The sequence below is a fragment of the Xanthomonas sp. LMG 8993 genome (assembly GCF_009835065.2).
GTDB lineage: Bacteria > Pseudomonadota > Gammaproteobacteria > Xanthomonadales > Xanthomonadaceae > Xanthomonas > Xanthomonas arboricola.
This window is the reverse complement of record NZ_QVIF02000015.1, coordinates 1-24629: the sequence shown is the minus strand read 5'-3', so window position 1 is coordinate 24629 and position 24629 is coordinate 1. Positions and strand designations below refer to the sequence as shown.

The window sequence follows — 24629 nt, the reverse complement described above, 5'->3', positions numbered from 1 at the left end:
GTTGGGGATTCGAGATTCGAGATCGGGGAGTTTTGCTCGTGCCCGATCTTTTCCGTGCGTGCGCGGCCTTCACTCCTGGTCGCACGGCAATTCTTACGGAATCTCGAACCCCGCCTGGCGCAGCAGCCGTGCCAGCGCGATCAGCGGCAGACCGACCAGGGCAGTGGGGTCCTGCGAGCGAATGGCGTCGAACAGGCTGATCCCGAAGCCCTCGCACTTGAAGCTGCCGGCGCAATCCAGCGCTGGCTCGGCGGCCAGGTAGCGGTCGATTTCGGCGGGCATCAGCGGGCGCAGCTGCACCTCGGTCAGGTCCAGCGCGTGCGCAGTGCGGCCAGGGCCGACCAGGCTCACAGCCGTATGGAAGCGCACCACGCGGCCGGACATCGCGGTCAGCTGCGCATGCGCCCGCTCCAGCGTGCCTGGTTTGCCCAGGGCCAGGCCATCCAGGTCGGCGACCTGGTCCGAACCGATCACCCAGGCGTCGGGCGCCTGCGCAGCCACCGCTGCTGCCTTTTCGGCAGCCAGCCGGCTTGCCAGCGCGTCCGGGCGCTCCCCAGGCTGCGCCTGCTCGTCGACCTCCGGCCGGGCGGTGCTGAACTCCAGGCGCAGCCGGCCGAGCAGCTCGCGTCGATAGACAGAGGTTGAGGCAAGAATCAGGCGTGGCATCATGGGGCGCTGCACAGGACGGGCAGGGAAGTCTGCCAGCGTTGGCACCTTGCGAGGCGTGTGAATAGGGGTATTTGACAGGGCGTCGGCGGGTCTTTAACATTCTGCGGCTTATGTCCGCGAACGTACCCGAAATGCTGGATGCTTGGCGGATGGTCGTAGCGCGCAGGCGCTTCGATGGCCGCATCCCGCTCTCTGCGATGACCCGCCTGCAAGGGAGCTTGGTCGATACCGAGGGCGAGTGTGTCTATTCGCTCCAATTCGATCATGACGACCTGTTGAAGGTCGCCTATGTCGAACTCAGTGTCGATGTCGAGCTTCCGCTGGCCTGCCAGCGCAGCCTGCAGCGTTTTCTGTATCCGGTGCAAATCAGACAGCGTCTTGGTTTGATCCGTGACGAAGCCGACGAAGCTGCGTTGCCGGCCGAGTACGAGGCCTTGCTGGTGCCGGAAGATGGCATGCTGCGGGCCGCGGATCTGGTCGAGGACGAACTGGTCCTGTCGATACCGGTGGTGCCGATGGCGCCGGGTAGCGAAGCCGTCGAGGCCGAGTGGGTTCCGACCCAGGAAGAGCAAGACAAGGCCAGTCCGTTCGCGGCGCTGGCAGCGTTCAAAAAACAGTAACCGCCGCTGTGAAGGGCGGAAAGACAGGTCGGCGCGGGCGTGAAGCGTCCTGTTCGACTCGACAGACAAGTTATCGAACTTAAGTTGGAGCAATCCCATGGCTGTGCAGAAATCCCGAGTTACCCCGTCGCGTCGCGGCCAGCGTCGTTCGCACGATGCCCTGACCGCCAAGCAGCTGTCGACCGATCCGACCAGCGGCGAGATCCATCTGCGCCACCACATCACCGCTGACGGTTACTACCGTGGCAAGAAGGTGATTGCGACCAAGTCGTCGGCCGTCCAAGAAGATTGATTCGTGGCACCCGGCGCGTTCGACGCTGCCGGGTGACCCTCGCTTCTTCCGGAGCCGCCGACCACCGCGGCTCTTGCAACAGGGAACAGTATGAGCAAGCGGATCTATTCCAGGATCGCGGGCACGGGTAGTTATTTGCCCGAAAAGGTGTTGACCAACGACGACATGTCCAAGATCGTCGACACCAGCGATGAATGGATCTTCTCGCGCACTGGTATCCGTGAGCGTCACATCGTCGCCGACGACCAGACCACCAGCGACCTGGCGTATTTCGCCTCGCTGAAGGCGATGGAAGCGGCCGGCGTCACCGCCGACGAGCTCGATCTGATCGTCGTCGGCACCACCACTCCGGACCTGATCTTCCCGTCCACTGCCTGCCTGTTGCAGGCGCGGTTGGGCAATGTCGGGTGTGGCGCGATGGACGTCAACGCCGCCTGCTCGGGCTTTGTCTATGCGCTCAGCGTGGCCGACAAGTTCGTGCGCAGCGGCGATGCCAAGACCGTGCTGGTGGTGGGCGCCGAAACCCTGACCCGCATCGTCGACTGGACCGACCGCACCACCTGCGTGCTGTTCGGCGATGGCGCTGGCGCGGTCGTGCTCAAGGCCGACGAAGACACCGGCATCCTCAGCACCCATCTGCATGCCGATGGCAGCAAGAAAGAGCTGCTGTGGGATCCGGTCGGCGTGTCGGTGGGCTTCGGCGAAGGCAAGAACGGCGGCGGCGCGTTGCTGATGAAGGGCAACGACGTGTTCAAGTACGCGGTCAAGGCGCTGGATTCGGTGGTCGACGAGACCCTGGCCGCCAATGGCTACGACAAACACGACCTGGACTGGTTGATTCCGCACCAGGCCAACCTGCGCATCATCGAAGCCACCGCCAAGCGGCTGGATCTGCCGATGGAGCAGGTGGTCGTCACCGTGGATCGCCACGGCAATACCTCCTCGGCCTCGGTGCCGCTGGCACTGGACGAAGCGGTCCGCTCCGGCCGCGTGCAGCGGGGTCAATTGCTGCTGCTGGAAGCGTTCGGTGGTGGATTTACCTGGGGCTCGGCGCTGCTGCGCTACTGAGTTCCGCAGGCAGCGCCGCGTCCGCCGGCGATGCCTGACAGCGTCAGGGACGGACCCGTTATGGCAGAACCCATCGTCATCGCCGGACAGCGCGTCTGGCTGAAGCAGTACCGCCGCGACAGCCGGGCGGTCTCGCTCGGAGCACTCAACTTCGTCGCCCGCCGCTGGGGCCTGGACGCCTTGCGCCCACCGCCGCACCGTGGCGGCGATGCCGCGCGCGATCTGGAAGCGCGCCGGCTCGGCGAACTGCAGGCGCAGGCGGTGAATGTGCCGCGCGTGGTCGGTTGCGGGCAGGCAGCCCTGGTGCTCAGCGACAACGGCCGTTCCTTTGCCAGCTGCCTGCGCGAGGCCGACGCGCCCGAGCGCGACCGCCTGATCGCGCTGGCGGTGGCGGCCATTGCCGCTGCCCATCGCGATGGCGCGTATTTCGGCCAGCCGCTTCCGCGCAACATGACCTTCGACGGGCAGGCGGTCGGCTTCATCGATTTCGAAGAAGATCCGCTGGAAGTGATGGACCTGGCCCAGGCCCAGGCGCGCGACTGGCTGGTGTTCGGCTACGGCGTGGCCAAGTATTACCGCGGCCGCCGCGAGGTGCTGCAGCGGTTGATGACGGGCGCCTTCGATGCGGCCGGCCCGGCGGTGGCGGCGCATGCGCACGTGGTGACCGGGCGCCTGCAGCGGTTTGCGCAGCTCACCGGTCGCCTGGGGCGCTCGGCCAGGGCGCTGGCGCGCGCCATCCTGGCCATCCACGCGGCGACCTCCCTGGCCGTGGTGCTGGTACTGGTGATGTGCGTGGACTGGCTCGCCGATGGCGAAATGGACCTGCTCAACGCCTTGCTGTAAGTGTGCCGGCGGTCGCGCCGGACGGGCCTTGCATACGCGGCAGTACAGACGCCGGGGCGATTTCGCACGTATCATCCCGGCTCGATTTTTGTAGGCAGCAACGCGTGACCGAATCCACTCTCGCCTTCGTGTTCCCCGGCCAGGGCTCGCAGTCCCTGGGCATGCTGGCCGAACTGTCCGAGCTGCATCCGCAGATCCGCGAAACCTTCGCCGAAGCCTCCGAAGGCGCCGGCGTCGACCTGTGGGCGCTGTCCCAGGGCGGCCCGGAAGAGATGCTCAACCGCACCGAGTACACCCAGCCGGCCTTGCTGGCCGCCGGCGTGGCGGTGTGGCGGCTGTGGAATGCGCAGCGCGGGCAGCGCCCGGCGGTCCTGGCCGGGCACAGCCTGGGCGAATACACCGCGCTGGTCGCGGCCGGCGCCCTGTCGCTGCACGACGGCGCGCACCTGGTGCGGCTGCGCGGCCAGTTCATGCAGGCCGCCGCGCCGGCCGGTGTCGGTGCGATGGCGGCGGTGCTGGGCGCCGAGGATGCGCTGGTGCTGGAGGTCTGTGCCGAGGCGGCCGGCAGCCAGGTGGTGGTGCCGGCCAATTTCAACTCGCCCGGTCAGATCGTGATCGGCGGCGATGCGGCGGCGGTGGATCGCGCGCTGGCCCTGCTGGCCGAGCGCGGCGTGCGCAAGGCGGTCAAGCTGGCGGTGAGCGTGCCCTCGCATACCCCGTTGATGCGCGATGCCGCCAACCAGCTCGCCGAAGCGATGGCCGGACTGAGCTGGCACGCGCCGCAGACTCCGGTGGTGCAGAACGTCGATGCGCGCGTGCACACCGGCAGCGATGCGATCCGCCAGGCGCTGGCCGAGCAGCTGTACCTGCCGGTGCAGTGGACCGGCTGCGTGCAGGCGCTGGCCGCCCAGGGCATCACCCGGATCGCCGAATGCGGCCCCGGCAAGGTGCTGAGCGGGCTGATCAAGCGCATCGACAAGAGCCTGGACGCCCGTCCGCTGGCCACGCCTGCCGATTACGCCGGCGCGCTCGAGGCGTGGACGCACTGATTCGACGCACCTGCCGGCGCTGCCGGCAGCCCTCACCGTTCGCGGCTGCGGTCGCGAGCTCCCCACTCGAGGAACAGCATTCATGAGCAAGCCTCTGCAGGGCGAGATCGCCCTCGTCACCGGTGCCAGTCGCGGCATCGGCGCGGCCATCGCCGATACGCTGGCCGCCCAGGGCGCCACCGTGATCGGCACCGCGACCTCGGCCTCCGGCGCTGCGGCGATCGGCGCGCGCCTGGCTGCCCAGGGCGGCCACGGCCGCGAGCTCAACGTCACCGACGCTGCGGCGGTCGATGGCCTGATCGATGCGATCGGCAAGGAGTTCGGCGCGATCTCGATCCTGGTCAACAACGCCGGCATCACCCGCGACAACCTGTTGATGCGGATGAAGGACGACGACTGGCAGGCGATCATCGACACCAACCTGACCAGCGTGTTCCGCACCTCCAAGGCAGTGATGCGCGGCATGATGAAGGCGCGCAAGGGCCGCATCGTCAACATCGCCTCGGTGGTGGGCGTGACCGGCAACCCCGGCCAGACCAACTACGCCGCGGCCAAGGCCGGCATCATCGCGTTCTCCAAGTCGCTGGCCAAGGAAATCGGCTCGCGCGGGGTCACCGTGAATGTGGTGGCGCCCGGCTTCATCGATACCGACATGACCAAGGCGCTGCCGGAGGAGGCCAAGGCCGCCCTGCTGCAGCAGATCGCGCTCGGGCATCTGGGCGCGCCGGAAGACATCGCCAACGCGGTGGCATTCCTGGCCGGCCCGAGCGCCGGTTACATCACCGGTGAGACCCTGCACGTCAACGGCGGCATGTACATGCCGTGAGCGTGCGGCGCCGGGAGGCGCTAAGTGGCTGATCGGCCGGGACTTGTGATGCAATGCAAGGCTCGGTCGCTTCCACTACACTATCCAACGCGGCCATCGCAGCCCGATGGCGTTTTTTTCGTACCACCACTACTCCATCTGGAGCGATATCCCCAATGAGCACCATCGAAGAACGCGTCAAGAAAATCGTCGTCGAACAACTCGGCGTCAAGGAAGAGGAAGTCACCACCAGCGCATCGTTCGTCGATGACCTGGGTGCCGACTCGCTGGACACCGTCGAGCTGGTGATGGCGCTGGAAGAAGAGTTCGAGTGCGAGATCCCGGACGAAGAGGCTGAGAAGATCACCTCGGTCCAGCAGGCGATCGACTACGTCAAGGCTCACGTCAAGAGCTGATGCGTTGTTCCTGACCGCGGTGGCGTGCGTCAAGCCGCTGCTGCGTCAGACATTCCATGGGGCCGCTGATGCGGCCCTGTGTTTTTCAAGCGTCATCCGCAAACTGCAAGCACCGTCCGTTCCGTGGTGAGGAGATCTGCAATGAGTCGTCGTGTTGTCGTTACCGGCATGGGCATGGTGTCGCCGCTGGGCAATGATCTGGCCACCAGCTGGGATGGAATCATCCACGGGCGCTCAGGCATCGGCCCGATCACGCAGATCGATGCCTCGCAGTTCACCACCAAGATCGCCGGCGAGATCAAGAATTTCGACCCCACGCTTTTTGTGTCCGCCAAGGACGTCAAGAAGATGGATTCGTTCATCCATTACGGTGTCGGTGCCTCGTTCATGGCGCTGGACGACTCCGGCCTGGAAATCGACGAAAGCAATGCCGAACGCGTTGGCGCCATTCTCGGCTCCGGCATCGGCGGGCTGCTCGGTATCGAAGAGCAGACCATCAAATTCCATGAGGGCGGCGCGCGAAAGATATCGCCGTTCTATGTGCCCAGCACCATCATCAACATGCTGCCGGGCCAGGTCAGCCTGATCAAGGGCCTGAAAGGCCCGACCTTCTCGGCCGTATCGGCCTGCGCCACCTCCAACCATTCGATCGGCACCGCGATGCGCATGATCCAGCATGGCGACGCCGATGTGATGCTGGCCGGCGGCGCCGAGCGCGGCTCCTCGCCGAGTTCGGTGGGCGGCTTCTGCGCGATGAAGGCCATGTCCACCCGCAACGACGACCCGACCGGCGCCTCGCGTCCGTGGGACAAGCAGCGCGATGGCTTCGTGCTGGGCGACGGTGCCGGCGTGCTGGTGCTGGAAGAGTACGAACACGCCAAGGCGCGTGGCGCACGCATCTATGCAGAACTGGTCGGCTTTGGCGCCAGCTCCGACGCCTTCCACATGACTGCACCCAGCGAAGACGGTGAGGGTGCGGCGCGCAGCATGGCCGCGGCGATGCGCGATGCCAAGCTCAATCCCGAGCAGATCGGCTACCTCAACGCGCACGGCACCTCCACGCCGCTGGGCGATCTGGCCGAAACCCTGGCGATGAAGCGCGCGCTGGGCGACCACGCCTACAAGACCATGGTCAGCTCGACCAAGTCGATGACCGGCCACCTGCTCGGCGCGGCCGGCGGCGTGGAAGCGATCTTCTCGGTGATGGCGCTGCATACCGGCATCATTCCGCCGACCATCAATCTGGAAGAGCCCAGCGAAGGCTGCGACCTGGATTACGTGCCGAACGTGGCGCGCGAGGTGCAGGTGGATGCGGTGATGTCCAACGGCTTCGGCTTTGGCGGCACCAACGGCACGCTGGTGTTCAAGCGCGTCTGACGTCCCGGCGTTGGTGTACCGCGAACAATGCTTCGCGGTACACGCCGCACGCAGGTTACGGCGGTCGGGCAGGGCGCGTGTACGCGGCCGAACGTCGCTCCGCGAGCTGATCCTTCTCTTCATGTGTGCCCTGCCTCTCTCGCAGGGCGGCGCCTCTTAGCACCCCACGCCCAACCGGCCGATGACGCTCACCAGACCCCTGCACGCCGACATCGACCTGCTGGCGCTGCATCGGCTGGCGCCGCAGCGGTATCCGGCACTGCTCGAATCCACCGCCTCCGGCACCGCGCACGGTCGCTGGGATGTGCTGCTGCTTGCAGACGGCGCACGCCTGCGGCTGGATGCCGATGGGCGCACGCGCGACGGCGATGGACGCGTGCTGGACGGCGGCTTTCTGCAGGCATTGGATGCGGCCTGGCAGGCCGAGCGCGTGCCGCACGATGCGACCAGCCCCTGGCCGTTTCGCGGCGGCTGGGCGGTATTGCTGGACTACGAACTGGCCGCGCAGGTCGAACCGATTCTGCAGTTGCCCACGCGCAGCGATGGCCTGCCGAGCGCACTGGCCTTGCGTGCGCCTGCCGCGGTGCTGCGCGACCGGGTACAAGGCCGCTGCATCGCGCTGGCCGAGCCGGGCCGCGAGGATCTGCTGACCCGCATCGTCGAGGACATCGCCGCCTGCGCCGCATTGCCACCATTGCCCGGCTGGGTCGGGCCGCTGGCTGTCGATGAGGACGCGCCGGAGCGCTTCACCGCTGCAGTGGAGCGCGTGCTCGATTATCTGCGCGCCGGCGATGTGTTCCAGGCCAATATCTCGCGCGCCTGGCATGCGAGGTTCGCCGCGGCGGTCGATCCGGCGGCGTTGCATGCGCGCCTGCGCGCGGCCAATCCCGCCCCGTTTGCCGGCCTGTTCGTCGCGGCAGGACGCGCGGTGGTGAGTTCCTCGCCGGAGCGGCTGGTGTCGGTGCAGGGCGATGTGGTGCAGACGCGCCCGATCGCCGGCACGCGCGCCCGCTTTGTTGGCGACGACGATGCCGCGCGCATCCGCGAGCTGGTCGGCCATCCGAAGGAGCGCGCCGAGCACGTCATGCTGATCGACCTGGAGCGCAACGACCTGGGACGCATCTGCGCGCCCGGCACGGTGGAGGTGGACGAGCTGATGGGCGTGGAAAGCTACGCGCACGTGCACCACATCGTCAGCAATGTACGCGGCCGTCTGCGCGCCGACGTCACTCCGGGCGAGGCGATCGCCGCGGTGTTTCCCGGCGGCACCATCACCGGTTGCCCGAAGGTGCGCTGCATGCAGATCATCGCCGAGCTCGAACGCACCGCGCGGGGCGCCTACACCGGCGCATTCGGCTGGCTCAATCGCGACGGCGACATGGATCTGAATATCCTGATCCGCACCGCCGAGGTGGCCGGGGAGCAGGTGCATTTCCGCACCGGCGCCGGGATCGTGGTGGATTCGGACCCGCAGCGCGAACTGGACGAGACCCGCGCCAAGGCGCGCGGCGTGCTGCGCGCCTTCGACCAGGCATGAGCGCTTCAACGGGACATCACCGGCGCGCGGTATCCTGCGCGGCGCTGGGGCAATGACGAGGTGCGTGTGGCGGTGACTGGCAAACGTGGATGTCTGGCTGTGCTGGGCACGGCCCTGTTGCTCGTGGCGCTGCTGGCGATTGCGGGGCTGGTGGCGTGGCGGCATTACCTGCACTTTGCCGACACACCGGTGAGCGCGAGCGCGCCCAGTGTGGTGATCGCGCCCGGCGATTCGCTCAAGGCCACGTTGCGCAAGTTGCGCGCCGCCGGCGTGGCGCAGGGCACCGATCTGGAATGGCAGTTGCTCGCGCGCCAGGTCGATGCGGCCGGCAAGCTCAAGGTGGGCGAATACGCGCTGGCGCCGGCCCTGTCGCCGCGCGAGCTGCTCGAACGCATGCGCCAGGGCCGGGTGATCCAGTACCGCTTCACCATCGTGGAAGGCTGGAACTTCCGCCAGCTGCGCGCCGCGATCGCCACCGCCACGCCGCTGCAGCAATCCATCGCTGCGCTGGACGATGCGGCGTTGATGGCGCGGCTGGGGTTCGCCAACCAGCACCCGGAAGGGCGCTTCCTGCCGGAAACCTATCTCTACCAGCGCGGCGACAGCGATCTGGACGTGCTCAAGCGTGCCCACCTGGCCATGGACAAGGCGCTGGCGCAGGCCTGGGAGCAGCGTGCGCCGGATCTGCCGCTCGGCTCGCCGGAACAGGCCTTGATCCTGGCCTCGATCATCGAAAAGGAAACCGCGCTGGGCTCGGAGCGCCCGTTGATTGCCGGCGTGTTCCTGCGCCGCCTGCAGCTGGGCATGAAGCTGCAGACCGACCCCACCGTGATCTACGGCATCGGCAGCAGTTACGACGGCAATATCCGCCGCCGCGACCTGACCACCGATACGCCGTACAACACCTACACGCGTACCGGCCTGACCCCGACGCCGATCGCCATGCCCGGCCGTGAGGCCTTGCTGGCGGCGGTGCGTCCGGCGCCGGGGAACGCCCTGTACTTCGTGGCGGTCGGCGATGGCACCGGCGCGCATGCGTTCTCGGCCACCCTGGCCGAACATAATGCCGCGGTGGCGCGTTACCTGCAGCGCCGTCGCCTGCCGCAACCGGAGTCCACTCCATGACCACTGCGTTTTCACCCTGGCAGCAGCGCGCCTACGACCAGACGCTGGCGGCACTGGACGCCGGCCGGCTCGGGCACGGCCTGCTGATCTGCGGGCCGGATGGTCTGGGCAAGCGTGCGGTGGCGCTGGCGCTGGCCGAGCATGTGCTGGCCAGTTCGCCGGACCCGGCGCTGGCGCAGCGCAGCCGGCAGCTGATCGCCGCCGGAACCCACCCGGACCTGCAGCTGATCTCGTTCATTCCCAACCGCACCGGCGACAAGCTGCGCACCGAGATCGTGATCGAGCAGGTACGCGAGATTTCGCAAAAGCTCTCGCTGACCCCGCAGTACGGCATCGCCCAGATCGTGATCGTCGACCCGGCCGATGCGATCAATCGCGCTGCCTGCAACGCCTTGCTCAAGACGCTGGAAGAACCCTCGCCGGGGCGCTACCTGTGGTTGATCAGCGCGCAGCCGGCGCGCCTGCCGGCGACCATCCGCAGCCGCTGCCAGCGCCTGGAATTCAAGCTGCCGCCCGCACACGAGGCGCTGGCCTGGCTGCTGTCGCAAGGTGTCGACGAGCGGGCTGCACAGGAAGCGCTGGATGCCGCACGCGGTCATCCGGGGCTTGCGGCGCAGTGGCTGCGCGAGGATGGCCTGGCGGTGCGCCGCGCGGTGGCGCAGGACCTGGAGCAGATCGCCGCCGGGCGCGCCAGCGCAGTGGATATCGCGCAGCGCTGGACCAACGACGGCCAGGCCGACCAACGTCTGCGCCACGCGGCAGACCTTGCGCTGGCACAGGCATCGGCCGGCTTGACCGATCCGTCCCGGTTGCACAAGCTGGCGACCTGGTTCGACGCCGCCAATCGCACCCGCGACCTGCTGCGCACCACCGTCCGCGCCGATCTGGCGGTGACGGAATTGTTGCTGGCCTGGCGCGAGGGAGAGCGTCCGGCACGTTCTAGGGGAACTCGATGAGTGCAATGAATGCACGCCAGGGCATCTTGTCGCTGGCGTTGAAGGACAAGCCGGCGCTCTACAGCGCCTACATGCCGTTCGTGAAAGGCGGCGGCATCTTCGTGCCCACGCCCAAGCGCTACATGCTCGGCGACGAAGTCTTCCTGCTGCTGACCCTGCCTGACTCCAGCGAGCGCCTGCCGGTGGCCGGCAAGGTGGTCTGGACCACTCCGGCCGGCGCGCAGGGCAACCGCGCCGCCGGCATCGGCGTGCAGTTCCCGGACGGCCCGGAAGGCGAAGGCGTGCGCAACAAGATCGAGATGTTGCTGGCGGGCCTGACCACATCGGACAAGCCGACGCATACGATGTGAGGCGGGTGCGTGTGCGTGTGCGCGTGATCGCAGTCGTGTTGGACGCGGGCCATCGAAGCTGCGTATCGGGCGTTTGAACGGCGCCGAATCGAACGCCGCGTCATCGCTGCCAGCTAGCGCGAATGCCGCGCCCGGTCACCGGAACGCGGCGTTTTCGACCGCATCATCATCGCAGTGGATGAACCTGTTGACGATCGCCGCAGCTGCCCTATAATGTGCGGCTCGCGTCATCGGGCGGTTAGCTCAGCGGTAGAGCATTGCCTTCACACGGCAAGGGTCACAAGTTCGAACCTTGTACCGCCCACCATCGAAACCCAACAGCAGCAAGGGTTTCAGCGCGAGAAGAAGAGCCGGCCATGGGCCGGCTTTTTTGTTGTCCTGCAGTGTCCTGCAAAGCCTGGGCATCTGGCTCGGTTGAAGTGCTGGTATGGACGTGGCCGATGCCGTCGAATCGTCGTTGTCGCCGACATCCGTGCGAGTCGAGTGAATGGCCTGTTGATTCAGTGATTTGTTCAAGTCGCTGACAGCCGTGTTCATCCGGTTGTGCCTGCTTGTTGCAGGCTCGGGAACGAATCGCCATCCTGCAATCCCCCGCGTTGAAGAAGGAGTGGCGATGAAGGCGCTGCTTGGAAGTGCTCTGGTTGCAATGATGCTGCTGGCGGGCTGCGCCCGTGACGTGGGCGAGCAGTACGTGGGCAAGTGGGTCAACATGAGGTCGGAGAAGAACGTGCTCAGCATCGAGCACAACGGCGAGAGCTTCATCATTCGCGACACCACGCCGGAGCTGCTGGGCGGTGGCGTCAAGACCAGGAATCATCCGGCGATCTTGAACAAGGGCGTGCTGCAGGTATCCAACGCCGATGGCACGGTCAACTACGCGATCGACCAGGCGACCGGGCACCTGAGCACGGGCGATACCGAATACACGCGGGTCAAGTGATCGCTGCGCGCTCGCCCGCAGGTGCATCTCAAGCAGGCGATGCCGACGCGTGCGCCTGCATCCAGCGCCACAACGTCGTGCGCGAGACGCCGAGCGCCTGGGCGGCGAGGGCGCGATTGCCGTTTGCGCGATCGAGCGCGGCGCGGACCGCTGCGGCAGTGAGTTGCATGCGCGAGGTTGCAAGATCGCTGTGTTCGGGGGCCGCCACGCTGTCGCCAATGCGCATGTCGAACAGCTCGGGTGCCCAGCTTCGCAATTGATCCAGGCCCAGGCTGTCGTGCGGTTGGGCCTTCCAGTGGATGCACAGGCGTTCGACCAGGTTGCGTAGTTCGCGCACGTTGCCCGGCCAGGTGTGCTGTTGCAGCCGCTGCAGCGCTGCTGGAGACAATGGCGACGGCAGCGCGCCGAGTTGCTGGAAGTAATGTGCCAGCAACAAGGCGATCTCGTGGGGGCGATGACGCAGCGGCGGCAGGGCGATGCGTAACGCCGCCAGGCGATAAAAAAGGTCGCGGCGGAAGCGCCCCTGTTCGACCAGGGCCTGCAATGGCTGCAGGCTGGCGGCGATGACGCGTACGTCGACGGAAACCGGCAGTGTGGCGCCGACACGCAGCACTTCGCGCTCTTCCAGCACGCGCAACAGGCGTGTCTGCAGCGGCATCGGCAGTTCGCCGATCTCGTCGAGAAACAGCGTGCCGTCCTGCGCGGCTTCGATCAGGCCGACATGGCCGCCGCGGCGTGCGCCGGTAAAGGCGCCGTCGCTGTAGCCGAACAATTCCGCTTCCAGCAGCGATTCGCTGATGGCGCCGCAGTTGACGGCGACGAAACGGCCGCGTCGTCGGCTGCCGGCATGCAACTGGCGCGCGACCAGTTCCTTGCCGGTGCCGGTCTCGCCGCTGATCAATATGGTGCCCGGATGCGGGGCGTACAGCTGCACCAGCTCGCGCACCTGCGCGATTGCGGCGTCTTCGCCAAGCAATGCGTCGGTGCGCCGCACCCGGCGCGTGCCGGTGCGGCTGCCGCCGCGCTCGTTGCCGGGTGCGGTACCCAGCGCGATGGCGTGCTCGAGCGCCAGGCGGACCGAATCTGCCGAATACAGCAGCACGCCGGGCAGGCCAGCCTGCTCGGCGAAATCGATCGCCATGCCGGTGCCGACGATGACCTGGATGCCGCTGGCGCGCAGGTCGGCAATGCAGTCGCGCGCGTCTTCGGCGGTGACGAAGCGGCGGTGCTCGATGTCGAGGTCAAAGCTGTCCTGGAAGGCGCGGAACGAGGGCACGTCGGTGGCATGGGTGACCACGCCGATGCGCGGTGCGATGCGGCGTGCGCGCGCCAGCGCTTCCATCAGATCGAACCCGGTGGCCTGGATCGGCGCCAGTGGCAGTGCGAGCCGGCTACGCAGATAGGCGGCATTGGAGCCGCCGGCGACCAGTATGTCGCAGCGCTCGCGGCGCAGGCGCTGGCCGATGACCTCCACCGCCTCGGCAAAACCGAGGTTGACCTGCTCGATGCGCGCGCGCTGGTCGAACTCGGGGATGACGTCGGCCAGCAGGCCGGTCAGGCGAGAGACGCTGACGGTCCAGATGACCGGTGGAGAGGGCTCCATCGGCTCGGTAAACCTGGGGCTGCGCATCGTTGGTGCCACGTTGCAAGGATGTTGCATGCTGCTCGTTGCGTTGCAGGTTTGCAACATGTATGTCGTTCTGGCCAAATCGAATCAATGACTTGGCGTTGGCATGCCATTTGCGCCTAATCCCGTATCCCAACCCTGGAATCGCCATGACGTCCTCACCCACCGCTTCCGCCGGCACGCGCTTCCGCGCTGCGCTGGCTGCCGAATCGCCGCTGCAGGTGATCGGCGCGATCAATGCCAACCATGCGCTGCTGGCGCAGCGTGCCGGCTACCAGGCCATCTACCTGTCTGGCGGTGGTGTGGCGGCCGGTTCGCTGGGGCTGCCGGACCTGGGCATCAATACGCTGGAAGACGTGCTGATCGACGTGCGCCGCATCACCGATGTCTGCGAGCTGCCGCTGCTGGTGGACGTGGACACCGGCTTCGGGCCGAGCGCGTTCAACATCGAGCGCACCATCAAGTCGCTGATCAAGGCGGGCGCAGCCGGCTGCCATATCGAGGACCAGGTCGGCGCCAAGCGTTGCGGGCATCGTCCGGGCAAGGAGATCGTCAGCCAGGCCGAGATGGTCGACCGGGTCAAGGCGGCAGCCGATGCCAAGACCGATGCGGCGTTCTTCCTGATTGCGCGCACCGATGCGATCCAGATGGAAGGCGTGGATGCGGCGATCGAGCGCGCGATCGCCTGCGTGGAAGCCGGTGCCGACGGCATCTTTGCCGAAGCCGCGTACGACCTGGACACCTACAAGCGTTTTGTCGATGCAGTGGGCGTGCCGGTGCTGGCCAACATCACCGAATTTGGCAAGACACCGCTGTTCACGCGTGACCAGCTTGCGCAGGCCGGTGTGGCGATCCAGCTGTTTCCGCTGTCGGCATTCCGCGCGGCCAACAAGGCGGCCGAGGCGGTCTATACCGCGATTCGGCGCGACGGCCATCAGCAGGCCGTGCTGGAAACCATGCAGACGCGCGAAGAGCTGTACGAGCGCATCGGCTACCACGGCTACGAGCAGCGCCTGGACGCGTTGTTTGCACGCAAAGGCGCATGATCGTGCCTTGCTGCGTGCAGGTTCCGCAACTTCATCCGTGACACCGCAACACGACACCGTTTGGGAGCGCATCGCATGAACGACACCGTCAATCCCGGCTTTAAGCCGAAGAAATCCGTCGCACTGTCCGGCACTGCTGCAGGCAACACCGCGCTGTGCACGGTGGGCCGCAGCGGCAACGATCTGCATTACCGTGGCTACGACATCCTGGATCTGGCCACCACCAGCGAGTTCGAGGAAATTGCCTATCTGCTGGTGCACGGCAAGCTGCCCAACGACGGCGAACTGCGCGGTTACAAGGCCAAGCTGCGCTCGCTGCGCGGCGTGCCGGCGGCAGTGAAAACCGCACTGGAGCAACTGCCGCCGTCGGCGCATCCGATGGATGTGATGCGCACCGGGGTGTCGGTGCTGGGCTGCCTGCAGCCGGAAAAAGACGATCACAATCATCCCGGCGCGCGCGATATCGCCGACAAGCTGATGGCCTCGCTGGGCTCGATGCTGCTGTACTGGTACCACTACAGTCACAACGGCAAGCGCATCGAGGTGGAAACCGACGACGACTCGATCGGCGGGCACTTCCTGCATCTGCTGCACGGGTTCGCGCCGAAGGACTCATGGGTGCGTGCGATGCATACCAGCCTGATCCTGTACGCCGAACACGAGTTCAATGCGTCCACGTTTGCAAGCCGGGTGATCGCCGGCACCGGCAGCGACATGTACAGCGCCATCGCCGGCGGCATCGGCGCGTTGCGCGGGCCCAAGCACGGCGGCGCCAACGAAGTGGCCTTCGAGGTGCAGAAGCGCTACGACACCCCGGACGAGGCCGAGGCCGACATCAAGGCGCGTGTTGAACGCAAGGAAGTGGTGATCGGCTTCGGGCACCCGGTCTACACCGTGTCCGATCCGCGCAACAAGGTGATCAAGGACGTGGCGCGCGAACTCTCCGACGAGCAGGGCAGCCGCAAGATGTACGACATCGCCGAGCGCCTGGAGACGGTGATGTGGGACATCAAGAAGATGTTCCCCAACCTGGATTGGTTCAGTGCGGTCAGCTACCACATGATGGGCGTGCCGACGGCGATGTTTACGCCGCTGTTCGTGCTGGCGCGTACCGCTGGGTGGAGCGCGCACATCATCGAGCAGCGCATGGACGGCAAGATCATTCGTCCCTCGGCCAATTACACCGGCCCGGAAGATCAGGTCTTCGTACCGCTGGATCAACGCTCCTGAGGACGCGCCAGCGGTTGGCTTGATCCGCCACGATCGCCTTCATCCAACGAAGGCGATCAGACGATGGCAGCCGCAACGAGAGATGGCAGTCCCCCCGCACGCCTGAAATCCTGAATCCGATTCCCGATTCCCGAATCCCGAATCCCGAATCCCGAATCCCGAATCCCGAATCCCGAATCCCGAATCCCGAAATACCCCCCGCCCGCTTCGATATCGCCAGCCATGAATAGCCAGTACCGCAAGCCCTTGCCGGGCACCTCGTTGGACTACTTCGATGCACGCGCCGCCGTGGATGCGCTGCAACCCGGCGCCTATGCAACGCTGCCGTACACCGCACGTGTGCATGCGGAGAATCTGGTGCGGCGCGCCGAACCGCAGATGCTGGAGGCGTACCTGCGCCAGCTGATCGAGCGCAGGCGCGACCTGGATTTTCCATGGTTTCCGGCGCGGGTGGTCTGTCACGACATCCTGGGCCAGACCGCGCTGGTCGACCTGGCCGGGCTGCGCGATGCGATCGCCGAGCAGGGTGGCGACCCGGCGCAGGTCAACCCGGTGGTGCCGGTGCAGTTGATCGTCGATCACTCGCTGGCGGTGGAATACGCCGGTTTCGACAAGCAGGCCTTCGCCAAGAATCGCAGCGTGGAAGATCGGCGCAACGCCGACCGCTTCCACTTCATCGAGTGGACCAAGCGCGCATTCGAAAACATGGAAGTGATTCCGCCGGGCAACGGGATCATGCATCAGATCAATCTGGAGAAGATGTCGCCAGTGATCTATACGCTCGATGGCGTGGCGTTCCCCGATACCTGCGTAGGCACCGACAGCCACACCCCGCATGTGGATGCGCTGGGTGTGATCGCGGTGGGCGTGGGCGGGCTGGAAGCGGAAAACGTGATGCTGGGGCGCGCCTCGTGGATGCGGCTGCCCGACATCATCGGTGTGGAACTGCTGGGCCGGCCGGCGCCCGGCATTACCGCCACCGACATCGTGCTGGCCCTGACCGAGTTCCTGCGGCAGCAACGTGTGGTCGGTGCCTATCTGGAGTTCTACGGGGCCGGCGCCAGCGCGCTGACCATCGGCGATCGCGCGACCATCTCCAACATGACGCCGGAGTTCGGTGCCACTGCGGCGATGTTCTATATCGACCAGCAGACGTTGGATTACCTGCGCCTGACCGGGCGCGAGGACGCACAGATCGCCTTGGTGGAGACCTACGCACGCCACACCGGCCTGTGGGCGGATGACCTGGTCACAGCGCAGTACGAGCGTGTGCTGCAGTTCGACCTGTCGAGCGTGGTGCGCAACATGGCCGGGCCATCCAATCCGCACAAACGCGTGGCCACCAGCGAGCTGGCCGAGCGCGGCATTGCCGGCGTCTGGGATGCCGTGCCGGGCCAGATGCCCGATGGCGCGGTGATCATCGCGGCAATCACCTCCTGCACCAATACCTCCAACCCACGCAATGTCATTGCCGCGGGCTTGCTGGCGCGCAATGCGAATGCACGCGGATTGACGCGCAAACCCTGGGTGAAAAGTTCGCTGGCGCCGGGTTCCAAGGCGGTGCAGTTGTACCTGGAAGAGGCCGGGTTGCTGGGCGAACTGGAACAACTGGGTTTCGGCATCGTCGCGTTTGCCTGCACCACCTGTAATGGCATGAGCGGTGCGCTGGACCCTGCGATCCAGCAGGAGATCATCGACCGCGATCTGTATGCCACCGCGGTGTTGTCGGGTAACCGCAATTTCGACGGGCGCATCCATCCGTATGCGAAGCAGGCGTTTCTGGCATCGCCGCCGTTGGTGATCGCCTATGCCATCGCCGGCACGGTGCGCTTCGATATCGAAAAGGATGTGCTGGGCATCGATGCCGATGGCGTGGCGGTGACGCTCAAGGACCTATGGCCGAGCGATACGGAGATCGATGCGGTGGTGGCGCGCAGCGTCAAGCCGGAGCACTTCCGCAGCGTCTACGACCCGATGTTCAAGCGCAGCGCGGGGCAGGGCATCCGCGTCAGTCCGTTGTACGACTGGCGACCGGCCAGCACCTACATCCGGCGCCCGCCGTACTGGGAAGGCGCGCTCGCCGGTGCACGCAGTTTGCAGGGCCTGCGCCCGTTGGCGGTGCTGGGCGACAACATCACCACCGACCATCTGTCGCCGTCGAATGCGATCCTGGCCGGCAGCGCGGCAGGCGAATACCTGGCGCAGATGGGCGTGCCGGAGGAAGACTTCAATTCCTACGCCACCCATCGCGGCGATCACCTCACCGCGCAGCGCGCCACCTTCGCCAACCCCAAGCTGGTCAACGAAATGGCGGTGATCGATGGACAGGTCACCGCCGGTTCGCTGGCGCGGCTGGAACCGGAAGGGCAGGTACTGCGCATGTGGGAGGCGATCGAAACCTACATGATGCGCAAGCAGCCGCTGATCATCATTGCCGGTGCCGATTACGGTCAGGGCTCCTCACGCGACTGGGCCGCCAAGGGCGTGCGTCTGGCTGGGGTGGAGGTGATCGTGGCCGAAGGCTTCGAGCGGATCCACCGCACCAACCTGATCGGCATGGGCGTGTTGCCGCTGGAGTTCAAGCCGGGCACCGACCGCAAGACGCTGGGCATCGATGGCAGCGAAACCTTCGACGTGGTCGGCGAGCGCACGCCGGGCGCCACGCTGACGCTGTCGATCCATCGGCGCAACGGCGAGCAGGTGCAGGTGCCGGTCATCTGCCGCCTGGATACCGCCGAGGAAGTGTCCATCTACGAGGCGGGCGGCGTGCTGCAACGGTTTGCGCAGGATTTTCTTGAGGCCTCGGCAGCCTGATGGCGTCGACGCCCGAGGACGCCAGGTCGTCCGCTTGCACCCACCCGTGCAGGCGCGCACACTTTGGCAATCTTTGCCATCAGGAGGTCGCATGGCCACGATGAATATCTCTTTGCCCGACGAGCTCAAGCAGTTCGTCGATCAGCAAGTTCAGGAGCACGCCTACGGTTCCAGCAGCGAGTACCTGCGCGAACTGATCCGCAAGCAACGTGATGTGGAACAGCTGCGTGGGTTGCTGCTAGATGGGGCCAACTCCGGGCCGGCCGTGGCAACGGAGCCTGATTTCTTCGACAAGATGCGTGAGCGCGCGCAGGCACGCGCTGCCAGCAAGTGAAGCCGGCGCGCTGGCGCCCATTGGCGCTGCGTGACGTCGACGAAGCCGCTGCGTGGTATGGCGAACAAGCCGGGCTCGCGCTGGAACTGGCGTTTGCCGACGCGCTGGAGTCGGCGGTCAAGATGCTGATGCAGCACCCGGGTGTCGGTTCCAGCCGACATGCGGTGCTGTTGAAGCTGCAGGACCTGCGGGTGTGGCCACTCAAGGGATTTCCCTATTTGATTTTCTACATCGAACGCGACACGGACATCGTCATCTGGCGTGTGCTGCAGATGCAGCGCGACATTCCTGCGTGGATGAGCGGCGACGCCTGAGCGGTTCGACGCGAGTTTTGCCTCAACTCTCCGGCAGCGCCGCAGTCAGTGCGTCTTCGCTGTGATCACGATTAACCGAGATAGACCAAGCCCATGACCCCGCTCCCCCAACTCCGCATCCCGGCCACCTACATGCGTGGCGGCACCAGCAAGGGCGTGTTCTTTCGCCTGCAGGATCTACCCGCTGCCGCGCAGCAGCCCGGGCCTGCGCGCGATGCGTTGTTGCTGCGGGTGGTCGGCAGCCCCGATCCGTATGGCAAGCAGATCGATGGCATGGGTGGGGCGACCTCCAGCACCAGCAAGAGCGTGATCGTGTCGGCCAGCACGCGTGCCGGGCACGATGTGGACTACCTGTTCGGGCAGGTGTCCATCGACAGCGCGTTCGTGGACTGGAGCGGCAACTGCGGCAACCTGTCGGCGGCGGTGGGGCCGTTTGCGATCGCCAATGGCCTGGTCGATGCCGCGCGGGTGCCGCGCGATGGCGTGGCGACGGTGCGGATCTGGCAGGCCAATATCGGCAAGACCATCGTGGCGCATGTACCGATGACCGATGGCCAGGTGCAGGAAACCGGCGACTTCGAACTGGATGGGGTGACCTTTCCTGCCGCCGAAGTGCAGCTGGAATTTCTCGACCCGGCCGACGATGCCGAAGGCGAGGGCGGGGCGATGTTCCCCACCGGCCAGCTGATCGATCAGCTGGAGATTCCCGGCCTGGGCACGATCGCCGCAACGCTGATCAATGCCGGCATCCCGACCATCTTCGTCAACGCGCGCGACCTGGGCTATACCGGTACGGAGCTGCAGGAAGCGATCAATGGCGACCCGCGTGCATTGACGATGTTCGAGACCCTGCGTGCGCACGGCGCGGTGCGGATGGGCTTGATTGCGAAGGTGGAAGACGCAGCGACGCGGCAGCACACGCCGAAGGTGGCGTTCGTGGCGCCGCCGGCCGATTACACCGCCTCCAGCGGCAAACCGGTGCACGCTGCCGAGCTCGATCTGCTGGTGCGCGCGATGTCGATGGGCAAGTTGCATCACGCCATGATGGGCACCGCCGCGGTGGCGATCGGCACCGCGGCCGCCGTGCCCGGCACCCTGGTCAATCTGGCAGCGGGCGGCGCGGCGCGTTCTGCGGTGCGCTTCGGACATCCCTCCGGAACCTTGCGCGTCGGCGCCGAGGCGCAACTGGTGGACGGCCAGTGGCAGGTGACCAAGGCGCTGATGAGCCGCAGTGCGCGGGTGCTGATGGAAGGCTGGGTGCGGGTGCCGGTCGACGCCGCCGGGGTCGGCTGATCGCCCGCTGAGACCGGGCAGGCCCCAACGCACAAATTGCATGCGCGTGTTGCATTAATTCGAACGCCTTTTCGAATTCGGAAAACTTTTTCGCACGCGCTCTGCCAAATTTGTGTAAATCGTGTTAATTCTGTTGCAACGCGGCATGCAGATCAGGCCGCTCCGCCAACCGAATTCGGAGTCTTCCCATGTCCGCCAGCCGGTCGCTCAAGATCAGCGCGCTCGCCGTTGCCGTTGCTTCCCTTCTCCCGCTTCATGCCGCTGCCCAGCAGGCGCCCGGCGACGACGGTGTCGTGCGCCTGGACGCGGTCAAGGTCACGGTCGAGCGCCGCTCGGAAGATTCCAAGGACGTACCGGTCTCGGCATCGGTGCTGCGTCCGGAATTCCTGGATGCCATCTCCACCAGCGGCTCGGATATCCGCGTGCTCGCGGGCAAGGCGCCCAGCCTCAACATCGAGTCGTCCAACGGCCGTGTATTCCCGCGCGTGTACATCCGCGGCTACGGCAACACCGACTTCAACACCTATGCCTCGCAGCCGGTGTCGCTGATCTATGACGACGTGGTGCAGGAAAACGCATTCCTGAAGGGCTTCCCGATCTTCGATCTGGAAGGCCTGGAAGTGCTGCGCGGCCCGCAGGGCACGCTGTTCGGCCGCAACACGCCGGCCGGCGTGGTCAAGTTCAACTCGGTCAAGCCGGCCATCGGCGCCAATGACGGCTACGCCAGCCTGTCCTACGGCACCTACGGCACCATGACCCTGGAAAGCGGCCTGAGCATCGCCATGGGCGACCATTGGGCGGCGCGTCTGTCCACGCTGGGCCAGCGCCGCGACGACTGGGTGGAAAACCGCGATGGCCGCGATCTGGAAGGCTATACCGACTCGGCCGTGCGCCTGCAGCTGCTGTACCAGGCCAGCGACGATTTCAGCGCCTTGTTCAACGCGCATGCGCGTCACCTGGACGGCACCGCGCGGCTGTTCCGCGCCAACATCATCCAGCCCGGCACCAACCAGCTGGTGGACGGCTTCGACGAAGAGAAGTCCTTCATCGACGGCGCCAACAACCAGGAACTGCAGACCTACGGCGGCAGCGCCAATCTGACCTGGGACCTGGGCGACATCGCGCTGCACTCGATCACCGCCTACGAAGGCATCGGCAAGTACTACAGCCGCGGCGATATCGACGGCGGCTTCGGCGCGGTGTTCGCACCGCCGTCCGGCCCGGGCGTGATTCCGTTCCCGGTGGAAACCGCCGGCGGCATCAAGAGCCTGGACCAGTACAGCCAGGAACTGCGTGCCGAATCGCAATACGAAGGCCCGCTCAACTGGCAGGCCGGCCTGTACTACTTCCACGACGATGTGGAAGGCGAAAACTACACCTACAACACCTTCAGCGGCGGCGATCTGGCCAGCTACCAGCTGACCCGCCAGCGTAACACCTCGTGGGCGGCGTTCGGCTCGTTGAACTATGCGGCCACCGATCGCCTGAACCTGCGCGCCGGCATCCGCTATACCTACGACAAGAAGACCTTCGACGTGCTGGCGCTGGACCGCGTCACGCTGGTCGAGCCGTCCAGCGGCGAGACCGACAACTCCAAGGTCACCGGCGATCTGGCGGCCACCTTCGCCATCAACGACGACGTCAACGTGTACGCCCGTGCCGCACGCGGTTTCCGCGGCGCCAGCTTCGGCGTGCCTTCGGGCACCGCGCCGCTGACCGTGGCCGAGCCGGAGACGGTGGATTCGTTCGAGATCGGCGTCAAGTCCGACCTGTTCGACAACCGCGCGCGTCTGAGCTTTGACATCTACGATTTCCGCGTCAAGAACCAGCAGCTCACCGCAGTGGGCGGCGTCTCCAACGACGTGCGCCTGCTCAACGCCGACAAGACCAAGGCGCGCGGCGCCGAGTTCGACTTCGAAGCGCTGCTCACCCAGAACCTGCGCGTCACCGCCGGCGGCGCCTACAACTGGACCCGCATCGACGACCCGACCCTGTCGGTGGGCGTGTGCCGCACCTGCACCGTGACCGACCCGCTCAATGCGGCCGGCAATGCCATCATCGACGGCAACGACCTGCCGCAGGCTGCCAAGTGGATGGCCAACGCCACCCTGCGTTACGGCATCCCGATGGGCAACGACGGCGAGCTGTTCTTCTACACCGACTGGTCCTACCGCAGCGAAGTGAATTTCTTCCTGTACGACTCCAAGGAGTTCACCGGCCAGCCGCTGGTCGAGGGCGGCGCCAAGATCGGCTACAACTGGGGCGCGGGCGCGTACGAGTTGTCGGTGTTCTGCCGCAACTGCACCAACCAGATCCGCGTGACCGGTGCGATCGACTTCAACAACCTCACCGGCTTCATCAACGACCCGCGCATCGTCGGTGCGCAGTTCCGCGCCAACTTCTGATCGGCGTCGTGGTGTAGCACTATCGAACCGCCGGCCAACATGCCGGCGGTTTTTTTATGGTCGCAGGAGTGGATGCATGCAGCGGAGATGGCGAAACATGTGGTGGATGCTGGGGCTATGGTGTGCGTCGGCAGTGGCATGGGCGCAGACGCCTGCCGCCACCGCGGCGCAGCCGGCGCCAACGCCCAGGTCGGCGTCCCCCGAGTTGCTGGTGGTCTCCACCGATATCGGCGACGACATCGACGATGCGTTTGCGCTCGGGCTGTTGCTGCGTAGCCCGCAGCTGCATGTGCTGGGCATCGCATCGGCCTGGGGCGACACCAGCATGCGTGCGCAGTTGCTGCAGCGCCTGTTGCAGCAGGCCGGGCGCAGCGAGATTCCGTTGGCGGTGGGCGCACGCACCACCAGCGCGATCCCCTTCAGCCAGGCGCGCTGGGCCGCCAGGGGACAGTTGCCCGGCAAGCTGCCGGATGCGGCGGCGATGATCCTGCAGCAGGCGCGCCTGCACCCTGGCAAGGTGACCTTGCTGGTATTGGGGCCGATGACCGACGCCGCAGCGGCGCAGCAGCGCGACCCGGCCGGCTTTGCCAAGCTCAAGCGTATCGTGGCGATGGGCGGGTCGGTACGCGTCGGCTACGGCAAGTCGGCCTATCGTCCGGCCAGCGCGCCGGCGCCGGAGTACAACATCCTGGCCGATGTGCCGGCGGCGCAGCGGGTGTTCGCGGCCGGCGTGCCGATCGTGTTGCTGCCCTTGGACGCCACCCAGATCACGCTGGAAGAACCCGAGCGCATCGCCTTGTTTGCACATGGCGATGGGCTCACCGATGCGCTCACCCAGCTGTATTACCAGTGGCGCAATACCGACCAGCCCTGGGCCAGCGCCACGCCGACCTTGTTCGACGCAGTGCCGGTGGCCTGGCTGCTGCGCCCCGATCTGTGCCCGACCACGCCGCTGCATCTGGACGTCGATGCGCAGGGCTACACCCGCGAAGGCGCAGGCACGCCGAACGTGCAGGCCTGCCTGCGTGCGGACAAGCCGGCGTTGATCGACCTGTACATGCGTACGGTGCTGCAGTTGCGCTAGGAGTGGCTATCAAGATGTGGTGAGCGCCGGCTTGGTGGCGAGCGCAGTGGTTTTATTGGCCGTACTTTGGGATGCAGTCAAAAGCCTGGTTGGTCGTGTGCGCGGTGCCCTCACCGCTCGCGGGACACGCCGCAAGTACGTCCTTGTAGGCTTGGTGGCGGCATCCATGCCGCCACACGGTCCCGCAATCGGCGAGGACACCGCACCAGAAAATGCGTCGGTTGCTTGGTTGAACGCCTGCTTGTTGCTCTGCTTGTGATGGAACGTTTGTTCGACGCACCATCCTCCGAACAATGCACGCCATGCCCTGTGCGCGCCCCTGCACACCGACCATCTCGACTGGTCCTTGCCCGCCCACCGTCGCGGGCTCTTACGCGGCATGGATGCCGCGTAAGAGCCTACATGGACGTACTTGCGGCGTGTCCTGCGATGGTG

23 protein-coding genes and 1 tRNA gene are annotated in these 24629 nt (G+C 66.1%); 22 read left to right on the top strand and 2 right to left on the bottom strand.

The genetic code is table 11. From position 1 onward, the window contains the following. Positions 1–93 precede the first annotated feature (93 nt). Positions 94–669 carry a Maf family protein gene (locus DYQ94_RS20210; protein ID WP_054590838.1) on the bottom strand — a complete coding sequence of 192 codons (576 nt, stop codon included), beginning with the start codon at positions 667–669 and terminating at the stop codon, positions 94–96. Between the two features lie 110 nt (positions 670–779). Between DYQ94_RS20210 and DYQ94_RS20205 the strand changes: the two genes are divergently transcribed. From DYQ94_RS20205 to DYQ94_RS20140, 14 genes are all read left to right on the top strand, one after another. After that, a complete protein-coding gene (locus DYQ94_RS20205) occupies positions 780–1289 on the top strand; it encodes a YceD family protein (RefSeq protein ID WP_046341941.1) in 510 nt (169 codons plus the stop codon). Between the two features lie 97 nt (positions 1290–1386). After that, positions 1387–1581 (top strand): 50S ribosomal protein L32, encoded by a 195-nt coding sequence (gene rpmF / locus DYQ94_RS20200; RefSeq protein WP_003483870.1) that lies wholly within the window; start codon positions 1387–1389, stop codon positions 1579–1581. A 90-nt stretch (positions 1582–1671) separates the two neighbouring features. Further along, positions 1672–2649 (top strand): beta-ketoacyl-ACP synthase III, encoded by a 978-nt coding sequence (locus DYQ94_RS20195; RefSeq protein ID WP_024938452.1) that lies wholly within the window; start codon positions 1672–1674, stop codon positions 2647–2649. Positions 2650–2709: 60 nt separating this feature from the next. Next, positions 2710–3492 (top strand): BUD32 family EKC/KEOPS complex subunit, encoded by a 783-nt coding sequence (locus DYQ94_RS20190; RefSeq protein WP_160954646.1) that lies wholly within the window; start codon positions 2710–2712, stop codon positions 3490–3492. 104 nt (positions 3493–3596) lie between these two features. Further along, the gene (gene fabD / locus DYQ94_RS20185) at positions 3597–4541 is read left to right on the top strand and encodes an ACP S-malonyltransferase (protein WP_126965167.1); all 945 of its coding nucleotides are present in this window, start codon (positions 3597–3599) and stop codon (positions 4539–4541) included. A gap of 82 nt (positions 4542–4623) precedes the next feature. Continuing rightward, on the top strand, positions 4624–5367 hold the full coding sequence (fabG, locus tag DYQ94_RS20180; RefSeq protein ID WP_016902515.1) for a 3-oxoacyl-ACP reductase FabG: 744 nt from the start codon (positions 4624–4626) through the stop codon (positions 5365–5367). Positions 5368–5522: 155 nt separating this feature from the next. Beyond that, entirely contained in the window at positions 5523–5762 is a 240-nt protein-coding gene (gene acpP / locus DYQ94_RS20175; protein ID WP_002814322.1) for an acyl carrier protein, read from the top strand. A 141-nt stretch (positions 5763–5903) separates the two neighbouring features. Beyond that, positions 5904–7139, top strand: coding sequence for a beta-ketoacyl-ACP synthase II (fabF, locus tag DYQ94_RS20170; protein ID WP_024938455.1), 1236 nt, complete (start codon positions 5904–5906; stop codon positions 7137–7139). 181 nt (positions 7140–7320) lie between these two features. Further along, positions 7321–8676 (top strand): aminodeoxychorismate synthase component I, encoded by a 1356-nt coding sequence (locus DYQ94_RS20165; protein ID WP_126965166.1) that lies wholly within the window; start codon positions 7321–7323, stop codon positions 8674–8676. A gap of 60 nt (positions 8677–8736) precedes the next feature. Beyond that, positions 8737–9801: an endolytic transglycosylase MltG gene (gene mltG, locus DYQ94_RS20160; RefSeq protein ID WP_039530796.1), complete on the top strand. Its 1065-nt coding sequence runs from the start codon at positions 8737–8739 to the stop codon at positions 9799–9801. Then, positions 9798–10757, top strand: a complete 960-nt coding sequence (locus DYQ94_RS20155) for a DNA polymerase III subunit delta' (RefSeq protein ID WP_039523908.1) — start codon at positions 9798–9800, stop codon at positions 10755–10757. The genes mltG and DYQ94_RS20155 overlap by 4 nt, the downstream gene beginning before the upstream one ends. After that, positions 10754–11107, top strand: a complete 354-nt coding sequence (locus DYQ94_RS20150) for a PilZ domain-containing protein (protein WP_024938459.1) — start codon at positions 10754–10756, stop codon at positions 11105–11107. The genes DYQ94_RS20155 and DYQ94_RS20150 overlap by 4 nt, the downstream gene beginning before the upstream one ends. Positions 11108–11339: 232 nt before the next feature. Further along, positions 11340–11414 (top strand) — tRNA-Val (locus DYQ94_RS20145). A 306-nt stretch (positions 11415–11720) separates the two neighbouring features. After that, positions 11721–12047 (top strand): hypothetical protein, encoded by a 327-nt coding sequence (locus DYQ94_RS20140; protein ID WP_054590844.1) that lies wholly within the window; start codon positions 11721–11723, stop codon positions 12045–12047. Positions 12048–12075: 28 nt separating this feature from the next. On the opposite strand, the gene prpR is transcribed toward DYQ94_RS20140, so the two are convergent. After that, complete coding sequence (gene prpR / locus DYQ94_RS20135; RefSeq protein WP_126965165.1) at positions 12076–13677, bottom strand: propionate catabolism operon regulatory protein PrpR; 1602 nt, start codon at positions 13675–13677, stop codon at positions 12076–12078. A 146-nt stretch (positions 13678–13823) separates the two neighbouring features. Between prpR and prpB the strand changes: the two genes are divergently transcribed. From prpB to DYQ94_RS20095, 8 genes are all read left to right on the top strand, one after another. After that, positions 13824–14720, top strand: coding sequence for a methylisocitrate lyase (gene prpB / locus DYQ94_RS20130; protein ID WP_126965164.1), 897 nt, complete (start codon positions 13824–13826; stop codon positions 14718–14720). 75 nt (positions 14721–14795) lie between these two features. Beyond that, a complete protein-coding gene (prpC, locus tag DYQ94_RS20125; RefSeq protein ID WP_102256895.1) occupies positions 14796–15950 on the top strand; it encodes a bifunctional 2-methylcitrate synthase/citrate synthase in 1155 nt (384 codons plus the stop codon). 222 nt (positions 15951–16172) lie between these two features. Next, the gene (gene acnD, locus DYQ94_RS20120) at positions 16173–18764 is read left to right on the top strand and encodes a Fe/S-dependent 2-methylisocitrate dehydratase AcnD (protein ID WP_126965162.1); all 2592 of its coding nucleotides are present in this window, start codon (positions 16173–16175) and stop codon (positions 18762–18764) included. A gap of 91 nt (positions 18765–18855) precedes the next feature. After that, entirely contained in the window at positions 18856–19098 is a 243-nt protein-coding gene (locus DYQ94_RS20115) for a type II toxin-antitoxin system ParD family antitoxin (RefSeq protein WP_029220676.1), read from the top strand. Continuing rightward, the gene (locus tag DYQ94_RS20110; protein WP_016903136.1) at positions 19095–19412 is read left to right on the top strand and encodes a type II toxin-antitoxin system RelE/ParE family toxin; all 318 of its coding nucleotides are present in this window, start codon (positions 19095–19097) and stop codon (positions 19410–19412) included. The genes DYQ94_RS20115 and DYQ94_RS20110 overlap by 4 nt, the downstream gene beginning before the upstream one ends. A 93-nt stretch (positions 19413–19505) precedes the next feature. Continuing rightward, positions 19506–20705 carry a 2-methylaconitate cis-trans isomerase PrpF gene (gene prpF / locus DYQ94_RS20105; RefSeq protein ID WP_102256898.1) on the top strand — a complete coding sequence of 400 codons (1200 nt, stop codon included), beginning with the start codon at positions 19506–19508 and terminating at the stop codon, positions 20703–20705. Positions 20706–20893: 188 nt separating this feature from the next. Next, on the top strand, positions 20894–23110 hold the full coding sequence (locus tag DYQ94_RS20100; RefSeq protein ID WP_126965161.1) for a TonB-dependent receptor: 2217 nt from the start codon (positions 20894–20896) through the stop codon (positions 23108–23110). A 106-nt stretch (positions 23111–23216) separates the two neighbouring features. Next, positions 23217–24194, top strand: coding sequence for a nucleoside hydrolase (locus tag DYQ94_RS20095; RefSeq protein ID WP_160954700.1), 978 nt, complete (start codon positions 23217–23219; stop codon positions 24192–24194). Positions 24195–24629 lie beyond the last annotated feature (435 nt).